Genomic DNA, 14,276 nt, shown 5'->3' on the forward strand with positions numbered 1-14,276 from the left:
TTATTTTATATTTTTATGTTAACACCTATGGTATAGACAGATGGTATAGGATAGGTCTCGTTATCTACACCGTTAGCTACCTCGGGATTGAAACCGTTGTAGTTAAAATGGGTTAAGGGCTTTTCAGCGGTCAGATAGATTCTGGTTTCCGGTATTCCTGGACGTTCTCCTTTTTTATTTATAGTATATCCTAAAGTAATGTTCTGAATTCTGAAGAAATCACCGTCTTCAATAAAGTAGTCACTTAGTCTTTGGTTCCAACCCTTTCTAATTCCCGCTGCAGAAGGATAACTATTGGTTGTTCCTTCTCCATGCCAACGATTTACGGCAAAATCACGATCTATATTAGTGTCGTTGGTAAAGATTACCTCTCCCCTCTTTCGATTCAAAATTTTATTTCCACCCTGGCCCAAAGCACTTGCGGAAAAGTCAAATCCTTTATAATTAACACCCAAATTAAACCCGAAAGAGTAAGAAGGCAAGAACGACCCGAGGACAACTCTATCATCATCATTAATTTCCCCATCACCATTCTGGTCCTTGTATTTAAAATCACCCGGAACCAAATTATTTGTTACGGCCACGGGATCGGCCTGTACTTCAGCTTCATTTTGATAAACTCCAGCTATTTCCCTACCAAAGAATGCAAATATTGGCTCTCCTACCATGGAGCGTTGTCTGAATTCCGCAGTTCCGGCATCCAAGGCAACAGCACCATTAATATCCAATACTTCGTTTTTCAAGGTTGAAATATTTGCTCCAATATTGTAACTAAAATCCTTGGAAACCATTTTGTCCCAATTCAGAGCCAGTTCGAAGCCTGAATTTCTGATTTCCCCTACATTCTGTCTTGTTGTCCCTGGTATAAGTGGTCTGGCTACTGGGATAACTGCATCCTTGGTGTCCCGAACGTAATAATCCGCCTCAAGTCCAAGATTATTATTAAAAAACCTTGCTGAGACACCTCCGTTAATTTCCTCGGTTACTTCCCATTTTAATGCCGTAAAGTCGCTGTTGGTATTTACCCCACTAAATTGTGTATCCCCTAAAGCTGTAGTCACTACAGTAGAAGTTATGGACCCTTCACTGGAAGCTATTTTATCATTTCCCAATTCACCCCAACTACCACGTAGCTTCAAATAATCGAAAACGCCGTTGTTGTCCATGAATGATTCTTCAGAGATTACCCAACCGGCTCCAACCGTAGGGAAATAGCCCCATTTTTCTTGATATTTATTGGTGCCATCAGCTCGGAAGGTGCCATAAAGTAAATAACGGTTATCATAATTATAGGATATTCGCGAGAAATACGAAAATCCATACTCACGTTTCCCATCATCTCCTACGCCGTCAGTGACTATAGTCTGGGCTTGATCCAGGAAGTAGGCCTCTTCGCCCGACAAAGGAAAATTAAGGCCTTCTGCTTGTAATTGTTCATACGATTCATCCCTAAAGGAAGTTCCTGCCAATGCCGTTAGGTTGTGTTTGCCAAAAGAATTGGTATAGGTAAGGGTATTGTCCCAAATTTGATTGGAAACCGTAGCGTTTCTTTTTATCAACTGGGAATTCTCCCGCTGAAAATTGTTGCCAATGAAATACGGTAATCGAACCAATCTGGTTTCCATAGTTTCAAAATTGTGGTTATAGGCCGTTTTAAAGGTCAATCGGTCTGGCACAATATTGACTTGTGCATAAAAATTAGCCAGTACATTCCTAATTTTCAATCTGTTCTCATTGAGGTCCAATAAAGGAAACGGATTTTGTCCTCCACGATAACCCAAGTCTTGGGCGTTTGCATAATTCTTAGGAAATGCCTCCGTATTCTGAGGGTCCAAAACGGGTAAAATAGGTACAGCGAAGTAGGCGCTTCTCCATGCCGAATTTTCTGCATCGTATCTCGTTGCATTACTGATAATGGTATTTCCTCCCACGGTCAACCAATCGGAAACTTTAAAGTCGATTTTACTTCTTAAATTAAAACGATCATACTGGTTTTTCATTTTCAGGATACCCTGTTGTCCAAAATAATTGGCTCCAATGGAATAAGTAGCATCCTCGCTACCGCCATTGATGCCAATACTATGGCTCGTAATAATGGCCTGACGGGTAATTTGGTCGTACCAATCTGTGTTCACATTGGGAACGTTTGGATTAACCCTACTCCGTCCATAGCGCTGCATGGCGTTCAAAATAAATTCTGCATCAGGGGCAGAACCGGACTCCAATGCTATAGTCGTAAATTGTTCCGCGTTGGCAAGTTTCAAAATATTTTGGGCAACTTGAAAACCAGAATATCCGTCATAGGTTATTTCTGCCTTTTGATTATAGGAACCAGATTTGGTTTCTATAAGGACTACCCCATTGGCCGCGCGAACACCATAAATAGCCGCTGCCGAGGCGTCCTTTAATATGGATATGGATGTAATGTCCGAAGTGTTGAGAAAATCAATATTATTAAAGAACATACCGTCTACTACATATAATGGACCAGAAGCACCCTGATCATAGGAACCAATACCCCTTACCCTAACTGTTGGAGATTGTCCGGGGCTACCATTACTGACTATCTGTAAACCGGCCACCTTTCCCTGTAGAGCCTGCATTGCCTGCCCGGTAGGAGTGGCTGCCAATTCTTCGGATTTGATAGTGGTGATGGCAGAAGTAAGATCCTTTACCTTCATTTCCCCATAACCGACCACTACTACCTCATCTAATGCCTGGGCATCTTCCTGTAGTACAATGTTAAAGGATGTCTGAGCGTTAACAGGAACTTCTGCAGTCGTAAATCCTATATAACCAAAAACCAAAGTTGCATTGGTAGGAACATTGTCTAGAATAAAATTCCCATCAAAATCGGTCTGCGTTCCAGTAGTTGTTCCCTTTACAATGACAGATGCCCCGGGTAAGGGCAGATTAGCATTGTCCATGACCGTACCTTGAACAGTAATATTTTCCTGAGCATTAGTAAACCAATGGAACAACAAGAACGAAATTAATAATAAAACGTTTCTTATTTTCATAATTCGTAAAAATTGAGTTAGATTATTGCTAAATTAACAAAACAGCCTTGTTGGTTGCCGCCAATAGTGGTACATAAAAACTACATCAGTTAAAAATAGTCTCTTAAGCCCAGTCTTTTATGTCGTTGCAGTAGTAACGAACTAAATTAATTTTGAAATTTTAACAAATAGATGTAGTAATGATGTAGTACTGGTAAGTGTAGAAGATGGGCCTTATTTATGGCTTAACGTCTTGATATTGTTACTTGAGGGTAATTAGGAAGTTGGAAATGTTGTCATCACTATCTAAATCCAATTTTTTGCGTAGGCGGTACCGATGTATCTCAACCCCTCTTGTGCTAATTCCCATTAATGGAGCAATTTCCTTGGAGGTTAGGTTCATTTTAAGGTATGCACATAATTTTAGATCTTTTGAGGTAAGTGCCGGATAGCGCAACAATAGAGTCTCAAAGAAGTCGTCATGAAGTTCTTTGAAATTTACCTCAAAATGTCTCCAATCCTCATCATCACTAATAGCACTGTTGAGTTTTTTCATAAAGGATCGATAGCGCTGCTGGTTATCGAATTTAGATTTATTCATTAGCAAAAGATTTTTAAGCTCTAGAATAAGCTCGTTCTTTCTGGCCATACTCAGGGTAGTACTTGTCAATTCCTTTTGTTTTACTTTAATTTCCTTGGCCAGCTTTTTCTTTTCCAAAAGGGCCAGCTGCTCTTCCTGCTCGCGTTCCAGTTTTTCTTTTAATAGAGTGTGTTTCCTTTTCAATTTTCGACTATTGTATCCTCGCACCAAAAAGATGATCGTGAGCCCAATTAAGCCATAAACCACATAACTTAAACTTGAAAGATACCAAGGGGGCATTATTTGGAATGCAACACTTCTCGGTTGAGATCGCGCATTGTTAATCCCCACAGTAAAAATCTCCAATGAATATGCGCCATATGGTAAATTCTGAAACTTCATAATTCCTGTATCCATAAAGGAGGACAGTTCCATTGGTCCTTTTAGGTTATAAAAATACTTGGGTTGAACCATATTGGTGGCCGCAAACTCCATTTCAATTTCACGGGACCGTTTATTCTCTATCACTATCGGAGTGCCGTCCAAGGCGTATGTACCATCCTGATCTTTAAAGAAAACAAGTTTGGGTATTGATAATTGAAATTTTCCCAACTGTGACCTGAAATTTGCTAAGTTGAGTTTGCCAATACCGTCACTAAGAGTAAAATAATAAATACTATCGTTAATCTTGATTACATTTTCGGCCTCTGGGACCAATCGTCTACCCAATTGAGCATCCTCCAGAACGAATTTATCATCATTCAGGTTGGTTACTATTAATTCTTTAACTCCCTGATGATCCCGAAACCAATAGTAATCCTTATTAAAATGTACAAGCTCCTTGTAATTAAAATCCTGAAACTCTTCAAAAACAATAATTTTATTTCTTATGGGATCATATTTATACCAAATACCATCACTATAGATTACAATCTGGTTCTTGATACTAAAGAGTTTAACATTATAGATATTAGGAATGCTCTCATCTGCGAATTCCTGAATCTCGACTACCTTTGAGTATTCTTCATTTAGTAATAGCCGATAAAGACCCTTGTACGGATGAGCAACCCATAGGGTGGAAGGATTTTCAAAGCAGAGATATTTTATGGGAAAAGTTATTCCTTCAATGGCCTTTACAGACCAACTTCCATGTTCATCCTTTAGATACCTCGCTAGGCCCGTATAAGTCCCCTGAAGGTATGTTGCACCATAACTGGGTATTTTTGCCATTTGGTAACCTCCTGATATATCGGAAATCAAATTTAAAGTACCATTTTCAAGGATAAACGTACCCGTATTATGACCACAAAATAATTTTCCATCCAGTACTTCCAAATCCCAAACATGCCCCTGTGAGCCCTCTACAAATCTTAGTGTATTTCCTTCAAAATAATGAATACCAGTATTGCTGCCCAAGTATAGGGTTCCATCATATTGGGCCACATCATAGACAGTACCAACAGTACCGGTATAGTCAGTGTAATAGGTAAGCGGATTATCTAGTTGAAGTCGGTCTATTCCATTATCCAACCCAATCCACAATTGATCATTAAACTGTTCGAGCGATAAAACCGTATTGTTCTGAAGCCCCACCTCCCTATTTACGGAATAATAGTCCTTATCCCTCAAATTATAAAAATAAATTCCATTCTTTATAGTCCCAAAAGCTACTTGTCCGTTAGTCAGTGGTAGAATTTGGTTCAGTTGGTGTTGTTTCAACTCAAAGTTTATATCCTCGTTAATGGGTTGAAGTAGGCCGTTTCTCAAAAAATAAACGCCATGTAACTTCGTTCCTATCAACATACCATTGTTTACTGGTTCCATATCCACTACGATCTTGGAATTCAAAATAGAAGTTCCACTTATGGGCACAAGATCTTTGCCTTGTAAATAACTTAGACCATTTTTCCCGCCTGCAACCAGAATATTACCTTCCCAGACTGCCATATGATTTACCACAATACGAGGTTCAATAATGGTAATATGTTCATTCTTAAATACATATATCCCAGAAAAGGATCGGAAAACTATGGCATTGTCAATAGTCAAAATTTGCCAAAACTCTTCACTTGTAAATTCATGGCCTTGAATTAAATGGCTGAGAGATGTATATTCCAGGTCACCAAAAACATTCATTTCCCAATATCCAAATTCCTCATAAGATCCGGTATAAACCTTTCCCTGTACCCACGCCACAGATCTAATCGTAGTCTTTTTGGGAAGTTGGTAGAATGCCCAATGCTCACCATTGAAATGCAACAACCCCTTATTGTTGGCAACGAACAATTCTCCTTCTGGGCTGACTGCTAGGTCCCAATTTTTACTAGCAGCTTTATATTCGAATATTTTGTAATTCTCTATAGGTGGGACTAAGTTCTGCCCCACGACAATTATTGGAGTAACTACTAGGATTAAAAAAAGTACAATAAAATGTCTCATATTCTAAATTGGTAATTGATATGTCATTAAGACTACAACATTTTTTGGATGACACGCAAACTTAACAAAATCCCATTTAGAAAACCTTCAATTGAACCATCTCTCCTAACGGTTTTTCTATCCTTTGAATTATACACCGACATTTCCGAAAATCCTTTCCACTGCGGCACCAGGATTAATGACCATAAAATCATTGTCTTGATAAATTTGAATCCACTAAGTTTATTGTAAGTGCAGTATACCTTTATCATCATGAAGGTAACTTTCATTTACTCGATAATCGAGATTATAATGCTCCGATGCTTGCCTGCCCGTTACATTCAGGCAGGCGCCAAAATGTTATTAGTAGTTTACTTCCGATGCCTCAAGGGCTTGCCCTGAGGTAATTGACTGGACAAGGATATAAAAAAGGCAAATTTGGAAATAATCCATATTTTGCTGTCACCGAAATAACACCGAATGGGATCTTTAAATCGCTTATGACGCATGTAATATATGTAGAAATCAATGTCAAAAGAGGGTAATTAATCCAAACGATATACAATCGCTAAGTCCAAGAAAATATCTGCTAACAATACGTAATTATGGGAATTCCCATGAATTCCCCAATTCTAAAACTTCATAATGGTATCGAAACACATCGAGGCGGTTCTTTTTATTTCATTTTTTAAATCTTCCGGCTATTAGCCTTTTGAATCGCCAGCAAGATATTTTAAAATGACGTAAATTTAACCGAATTTTTATGTTGGCCTTGCTTTCAAAAAAGGATTGCCCTTCTTGAACTGGAAATATTGGTATTAATAGAAAAGAACAAAGTAAACATTGAACCTAGTAGTCAGATAAAATTACTGGCCGACTATTCCGGGGTTGAATTCCACGATAATTATTTAAAGGCATTATTTTCTTAATATTATCTACTTGTGCCAAGGATACTGTTATAGGCTCCTTAAAAATAATCCATTGTACATTTTCAGTGCATGGCGGGGTGGTCAAAGATCCTTCATATGTAAAATATGTTTTGTCCGAGGGAAGACTAAGGTTCATGTCAAATTCTAAATCTACGGTTTTTTTATCACCAACTTCCAAAGGCAAGAACCTTTCCAAAAAACTGAAGGGCTCACTGCTAATACCTTCCTTAGCCATCACTGATATCACGGCATATCCCCCATCATCATTTTGGTGGACCAAATGCAATTCCATAGGAAATCTTACTCCATCTATTAAATGTTCAGCGGGCTCATGAATATGAAACTGCCTTAAAGTATGTTTTACGTTGTCAAAAACGACATAATCTCCTACTTCAAAATTGTACTGAATTGTATGGCCGTTATTCACTACATCATGTATATGCGTACCGGCGGCATACTGAACAGAGAATTTGTGCAAGGTAGAATCCAATACATAATTTACAATATTTATAGGCGATTGTATGGATCCTCCACACTCGGAATTTTTTTCAATTTCCTTCCAGTGTTCAGGACCGGTCTCACCTTTATAGCTCCAATGTAGTTTGCTGTCAGAACTGACATTGCCCACATGGTGTTGTATCTTAGAGGTTGATGTATTATATTTTTCTTTACACCCAACAATAACAAGGAAGGTGGTTATGAGAGTTATCTGAAAAAATTTCATTAATTAGATTTAATGGCAATCCGGTCATGTCGAAAATAAAAGACCAACTTTACAAATAAATATGTTAATTAATTATCACGTTTAGAAACCAATCCTTTATAAATAAACATATAATGATAAAATTAAAATACTATGGATTATATTATCTATTAAACAGAACTAACCTTCCTAAAATGGCAATATAAAGGAATATAGGGTATTACTTTTGTCCCTTAAAGGCTTATAATTAATTGAGGAAGCTAGTGTCATTAATTATTCCTTTCCTATCGAGTATCCCTTTTAGCTCACCTAAAAATTTAGAACCGGATCTAAAAGTTCCGTGATTTCTATAAATGCCCTCCATTGAAGTTAGCTCCTCCATTTCATTGTTGTAGACCTCCACGGTTTTGGTGAAATTTGGACTGTTCCTTACAATTCTGCCACTAGAAATCGCGCCATTAATTTTATGACTGCACCTGCATGAGTTGTTAGGGTTGTAAACCCCGCAATTATTACTTAAAAAAGTGCCTATCAAACTCCTGGACTTTTGAAGTCGTTTTCTAAAATTTTCCGGTGATATGTTTACAATATTTGCGGCTTCCTTACTTTTTAGTTTAAGAATACTCCCTAAGATAAAAGCAATTCTTAATTCTCTATTTAGGCATTGAAGCATTGCCAGTGTGCAACCTGTCTTCATTTCTCTTTCCATCAAGTCCTTGTCGGGCAATTCATAGCTTTTTGGTTCAATATTTGATTTGAGGTCTGATGCAAAAACATCAAAAGTGGTAAAGGTTTTCTCCAATGTCGATTTTTTCAGGTTTATCAAATAATTGGTTGCTAGTCGATATACCCAAGTGGTAAATTTACTCCTACCATCGTACTTGCTTAAATTAGTCAATATTTTTATCAAAATTTCCTGTGTCGCATCTTGGGCATCCATTTTATTCCATAAAAACCGGATCGATAAATTGTATATTAAGTCTTGAATAGATTCAATTAATAATTCTAGACTCTTTTTATTCCCATCCAAACATGATTTAATTAGTTCCCGTTCATCCATATACTAGGTTATTATTGTTATATTTAATGGGCCGGTTAAAAACCCGGCCCACATCAATTTACTCTTTTTCTAAAATGGTTTTCAGTTTCCTAAGCTCTTCCTTTAATTGCCCAATTTGAGCATTTAACGTTCCCTCTATTTCCTCTAAAGGCCCCGGTGGAGCTATTAATACGAATGAATAAATTGCCTTGTTGTCCGGTCCATTAACAACTCGAGAATAGGCTATTCCCATACTTCCGTCAGGCATCGACATATACCAATCTATGGTTCCCGTCTCCCGGTTTATTTTGGTTTCCAGTCCAATTTTTATTTCACCCTTTGGTGTTAAAAGGAGTGCAGACTGTCCATCAACCTCTTTAAAAGCACCTGTCCAATTCGGGAGGTTTAAGGGGTTGGACAGGTATTCAAAAGCCTCACTTACGGACGTTTGAATATTTACACTTTGTACATCGTGATTTTTTACTTGACTCATATTTTAATAATTTAAATAGACAATGAATTTTGCCTACATTATGTTAGACAGTAAAAAATGGCAAATGTGAATAGATTTGTGTAAAAAAAATTCTAAAAGCATTCAGATTTTCAATTATCTCAATAGTAATTAACTGTACAATTATATTTGAACATATCAATCATGAATCCATCTGCGATATACTGTATGGGTTAATTGAACAGAACATTCACCAGTGCCCATATTTTTCACAGATATCAGCTAGACTTCGGACCTATTTTAATTTAAGGATTAGGCAAGTTTGATGCAATTACTTTTCAATTACCAAAGTTGATTTTTATAGGTCTGTCCTCACATTCCTTTATGCTTTTTTTCATATAACTTAGTTAGCTCCATGCTTTCTTCTTCCAATATTCCTGGTACAATGAGAGGTGCATCTCCCCAATTAGGGACCTTATTCTCCCGCAAAAGGCTATACTTAGAACTGGCTCCCCCCAGGTTTTTGACATCAGTACCATAAACAATTGTTGCTATTTTGTAGGCCCGGATCAAATAAGAACACATAACACATGGTTCATGGGTACTGTACATGGTAGATTGAGACAATATTTCAATGTTGCCCTTTTCAATCGCATCTCGAATAGCCAATATCTCCGCATGATTTGTATAATCTCCAGTTGACTTACCAGACTCAATTCCTTCCCCAATAATTTTATCTCTATATACAAGGATAGCTCCAACCGGTGGATTACCACTTTCCAGAGCCCTATGTCCCAGATACAGACAATGTCTCATTAAATCTTCAGGTGTCTTCATATGGCAATTCTTTCATTAGTTCAAGTATTTTACAAATTCCGTATTCGAATTCTGGCTATCATTTGACCTGAATAAAACGGATAGAGTATATAATCTATATCTGGTTAATCTACGACTACAATTCAATCGATTTTATACTTTTTTCGAGCTTTAGCTCACGAATTAACAATAAAACAAAAAGTATACTTAATGCAGCCAAAAATGAAATTACATACCAAGTGGACGTGAAACCCACATTAGAAACTAAATTCATTCCCACTCTATGTCCAAAAATATGTGCTAAAGAAAATGAAATGGAATAGTATGCCATATATTGTCCCTGATTGCCTTCTTTGGATCTTATAAGAGCCAGGGAATTGGAAAATGGGAACACGATCATTTCTCCAATGGTGATCAATATCATACCGATGTACAGAGCCCCAATCCACCCTATCAAATTAAGTGCCAAAAAGCTTGATCCGGTCAATAGCACACCGAATAGAATAAGCTTTGAAAAACTATTTTTGCTATTCTCCAGCCATTTGATCAATGGCATTTCGAAAATAAAAATGATGAAGCCGTTCAAGCCAAGCAACAGGCCTATTTCCCCTTCCGTCAAATGATGGATGTCCTTATAGAATAATGGCAAGGTAGACAATAGCTGAAAAAAGGTAACCCCAAAAAGTGTCATGGCCGCCAATAGAAAAAGAAATGCCTTATCCTCGTAAGCCTTGCTGGGCCTATTTACTTTTTTGTTATCAAATATCTTAGTGTTCTTTGCAACCAGAATATTTAACAGTAGTATCCCGGCAATAATGCTAGCAATGCCATCTACCAAAAACAAGCCATCGTAACCGAGTGTAAAAATAATAAGACCTCCCAATGTTGGTCCTACAGAAAAACCTAAATTGATCGCCAATCGGATTAAGGTTACGGAACGCGTCATGTTTTCCGGGGTACTATATGCGCTTAAGGCAACCAAGACAGCCGGACGAAACATATCGGCTAATAGCATTAAAACAAAGACACCTACACCAAAAGCTACGAATGTAGTCATGAACTGAAAAGCTACAAAAAATACTCCTGAGGCCAAGAGACTTATTACCGTCACTTTATAATATCCAATTTTATCCGTCAGTATTCCGCCCAACCAAGAACCGACCACGGAGCCCAATCCAAATAAAGACATTACCCACCCCACTTCAGAAAACGTAAAACCAAGACTAGTTGTAAGGTACAGGGATAGAAAAGGAACAACCATTGTACCGGCCCTATTAACGAGCGTAATCAACGCCAACCACCATACGTCAAGGGATAGGCCCTGAAAAGTGTTAATATAATTGAAGAGTAGTTTTCTCATTTTAGGACTTCAATACAAATTTTAAATTAATTTTTAATGGTCATTGACCCTGTCAAAGTAATTTTAAAAGAACAAAGTGATTATAATTTTGCTCAAATTCCTTTTATGTTCCCCCAAGCTTTGATTTTGATTTTACCTGCACACGGCTTAATACTATTTCCAGTAAGTTGGATACTTTCGTGCCTTACTCAGGTTATTGAATATTAATGCTATCATGGTTATGACAACTGCTCCGGTCAGTACAGGGCTAAAAACGAAGCTTAAAGTTTTTGCGCCTAAAATCACAACTATTGGATCAGCGCCAGCAGGAGGGTGCGTTGTCCGGGTCAGTTGCATTATGCTAATCGCCAATGCAACACCCAGTGCCAAAGAGTACCACTCGTTACCTAAAAGAATCAAACAGACTAACCCTATCAGGGTGGATATGAAATGACCTCCGATAATATTTCTAGGCTGTGCTAAAGGACTGTTTGGAACTCCAAAAGCTAGAACACAGGTAGCACCGAATGGAGCCATTAAAAATGGAGATTGGGTAAGATGGGTTAATAAAGCTACAGAAGCTATTGCTATGAATCCACCTATTCCCGAAATGACCGAAAAATGAATACCTAAATGTTCTGGACTTGATTCTTTTGTTTTATATTTTTTAATGTAATTTTTCATAACTTCATGCATTAAATGCATCTCAGATTGATTTTTTCTAGTAGGAAATGGTGATTATAAGTAAAAAATTTCATCGAGCCGCAACTCGAGTTCAATCAGCATTTCACTTTCCACATCATAGTCTATCAAATTTCCAATAGGATTTTGGAAACTAACCTCGGTAGTTCCATCTTCCAAATCCCTTACTACAATTTTTAATGGGATATCGTTGAATGCCAATGGGTCTTTTTTCATGATTTGGCTTACGTATTTAGGATCAAAAAATAATAATTGGATCAGTTTTGGTATTACAACCCCATGTTCGGAAACAATCTTTTGAGTATCAATTTCATGTAACAACAGAAATCCATTCCGCTCTATACTACGCTTTACAGACTTATATGTGTCTAAAAAATTATTGTTTACTTTTCTTTGAATAACGGATGATTTCATATTAGTAAATTTTAAAATTGGATGATGTTTTTATGCTGAATTGATCGACTGTAATTGACTGAGGCAGTATTTAAGAAACTGCCCTTACAAAACCAGCGGTTTCCCTGTATACGGTTGGTGAAATGTCTACATTGTTCTTGAAAAATCGACTAAAATAGTGCTCGTCCTCATAACCAAGGTCAAATGCGATTTCCTTGATCGATTTGTTCGTAAGGTAGAGTTCCCTTTTGGCCTCGATGATTATCCTTTCCACTATGAGATTCGTCGTGGTCTTATTGAAATGGCTCTTGGTAATTTTCGCCAAGGCTTGAGGGCTTATGTTCAACAGTTCGGCATATTCACTGGCCGAATGCTTGGACTTGAAATTGTCCTCGATCATGTCCATAAGTTTTTGGAGTATAAAGGGCTCCGTGTTGTCCGGAACAGCATCCAACTCCTCAGGGTGCTGTTGGACCTTGATGCGTGAGGCGGTAATCAGGAATACCCTTAAATAGGAGACCAGAAGATCATATTGGGCCAGATCAACATTTTGTATCCCATTTCTCATAAGGGAGATCAACATCTCAAAATCCCCTTTGGTCTTGTCGTTTATTTGAAGCATCGGGGGATTGTAAACATTGTTGAAAAGAACCCCGTTACATGCTACCTGGTCCTGGTGCTTGTGGATGCAGAAAAAATCCGGATGGAAATTTAACGCTACACCCTCCAATCCCTCTTTTTCCCTAAATTTAAAAGATTGATATGGTGTCAATGCGAACATGGTGCCATGGGTGAAATCATGTTCCGAAAGATCAATTGTGGCGGTACCGCTTCCTTTTTTTATCCATATTAGGGAGTAGTGGTTCAACCGATTGACCCTACAAAATTGTCCGTTGTCCTCAAAGTCCCAAATTCTAAAGGCGGTATTTCCGGTATGTTCGTTGATAAGGGTGTAGGTGTTAAAAATTTTCATTTATAGGTTATTATAGTTTTCTCATTTTTTCCGATATAGGATGGTCATTGATACTGGCGTACCGCTTTTTCATGAGGCCATTCTCATTGAATTCCCAATTCTCGTTACCGTACGCCCGATACCATTGTCCGTCATGGTCCTGGTACTCGTACTCGAAACGCACGGCTATCCTATTGTCGGAAAAAGCCCATAGTTCCTTTCTTAATTTATAGTTTATTTCTTTATTCCATTTATTGCACAAAAAGGCAACTACTTCCTTGCGACCTGTTCCTCCACTCCGTGTCGGCTGTGTAGGCCTTGGATACCGTGACGGGATCTTGGCTGTTCCAGGCGTCCTCCGCCAATTGTACTTTTATTTTGGCCGTTTCCTTGGTAAAAGGCGGTATAGGCCATTTTTTTTTTATTCATAATGCTGTATTTTCAGTTCTGTATGTTCTTTATATTTATACCTATACTGCCTATATAAGTCTAAGCAAACTGTATCAACACGGTATAGGATCGATTGTATGTCTAGTCAAAAATGTTTCATGGAACTGATTTAAGCAACGTCATACCAATTACTATCGAGGTAATGTCTTATTTTCTTACGTGCGCGGCTCAATGCCACCCAACTATTCACCTTGGTGATACCTAGTGTACTGCAAATCTCCTTGGTGCTGCAACCATTAATTTTCATCCTAAGAACTTTTCGTTCCTGTTTGCACAATAACTCAAGGCCCGATTTCAGCACTGTATCCAACTCACTCGCATAAAGTAATTTCATTACATCATTGTCGTCCCTGTTGTTTGGGGAGCCTTCCAAGTCCTGCCAGGACGGGTAATCGGAAAGGCGTATGGCCGTATGCCAAAGTTTACCCTGTTGAGTATTTACTTTACGGTAATGGTCCGTAATCTTATTCTTCAAAATTGCGGTAAGCCATACACGTTCACTAGA

11 protein-coding genes and 1 pseudogene are annotated in these 14,276 nt (G+C 38.0%); all 12 read right to left on the reverse strand.

What is annotated here, in order from left to right; genetic code table 11:
- Positions 1–5: 5 nt before the first annotated feature.
- Entirely contained in the window at positions 6–3,020 is a 3,015-nt protein-coding gene (locus MWU84_RS21635) for a TonB-dependent receptor (protein WP_246905680.1), read from the reverse strand.
- A 241-nt stretch (positions 3,021–3,261) separates the two neighbouring features.
- Complete coding sequence (locus MWU84_RS21640) at positions 3,262–6,018, reverse strand: LuxR C-terminal-related transcriptional regulator (protein ID WP_246905683.1); 2,757 nt, start codon at positions 6,016–6,018, stop codon at positions 3,262–3,264.
- 828 nt (positions 6,019–6,846) lie between these two features.
- A complete protein-coding gene (locus tag MWU84_RS21645) occupies positions 6,847–7,650 on the reverse strand; it encodes a carbonic anhydrase family protein (RefSeq protein WP_246905685.1) in 804 nt (267 codons plus the stop codon).
- Between the two features lie 226 nt (positions 7,651–7,876).
- Positions 7,877–8,689 carry an RNA polymerase sigma factor gene (locus MWU84_RS21650; RefSeq protein WP_246905687.1) on the reverse strand — a complete coding sequence of 271 codons (813 nt, stop codon included), beginning with the start codon at positions 8,687–8,689 and terminating at the stop codon, positions 7,877–7,879.
- 58 nt (positions 8,690–8,747) lie between these two features.
- The gene (locus MWU84_RS21655) at positions 8,748–9,161 is read right to left on the reverse strand and encodes a hypothetical protein (protein ID WP_246905688.1); all 414 of its coding nucleotides are present in this window, start codon (positions 9,159–9,161) and stop codon (positions 8,748–8,750) included.
- Between the two features lie 330 nt (positions 9,162–9,491).
- Positions 9,492–9,956 (reverse strand): nucleoside deaminase, encoded by a 465-nt coding sequence (locus tag MWU84_RS21660; protein ID WP_246905690.1) that lies wholly within the window; start codon positions 9,954–9,956, stop codon positions 9,492–9,494.
- Between the two features lie 115 nt (positions 9,957–10,071).
- On the reverse strand, positions 10,072–11,295 hold the full coding sequence (locus MWU84_RS21665; protein ID WP_246905692.1) for an MFS transporter: 1,224 nt from the start codon (positions 11,293–11,295) through the stop codon (positions 10,072–10,074).
- A gap of 153 nt (positions 11,296–11,448) precedes the next feature.
- Positions 11,449–11,958 carry an HPP family protein gene (locus MWU84_RS21670; RefSeq protein ID WP_246905694.1) on the reverse strand — a complete coding sequence of 170 codons (510 nt, stop codon included), beginning with the start codon at positions 11,956–11,958 and terminating at the stop codon, positions 11,449–11,451.
- Between the two features lie 54 nt (positions 11,959–12,012).
- Positions 12,013–12,390, reverse strand: coding sequence for a DUF302 domain-containing protein (locus tag MWU84_RS21675; protein WP_246905695.1), 378 nt, complete (start codon positions 12,388–12,390; stop codon positions 12,013–12,015).
- Positions 12,391–12,460: 70 nt separating this feature from the next.
- Positions 12,461–13,342: a helix-turn-helix domain-containing protein gene (locus MWU84_RS21680; protein WP_246905699.1), complete on the reverse strand. Its 882-nt coding sequence runs from the start codon at positions 13,340–13,342 to the stop codon at positions 12,461–12,463.
- Positions 13,343–13,352: 10 nt separating this feature from the next.
- Positions 13,353–13,746, reverse strand: a pseudogene (locus MWU84_RS21685) (nuclear transport factor 2 family protein).
- A gap of 134 nt (positions 13,747–13,880) precedes the next feature.
- Positions 13,881–14,276: sigma-70 family RNA polymerase sigma factor (locus MWU84_RS21690; protein ID WP_246905701.1), on the reverse strand; the 396-nt coding region annotated here is incomplete at its 5' end.

Source organism: Arenibacter sp. F20364, from assembly GCF_023015905.1.
In the GTDB taxonomy this organism is placed as follows: Bacteria; Bacteroidota; Bacteroidia; order Flavobacteriales; family Flavobacteriaceae; genus Arenibacter.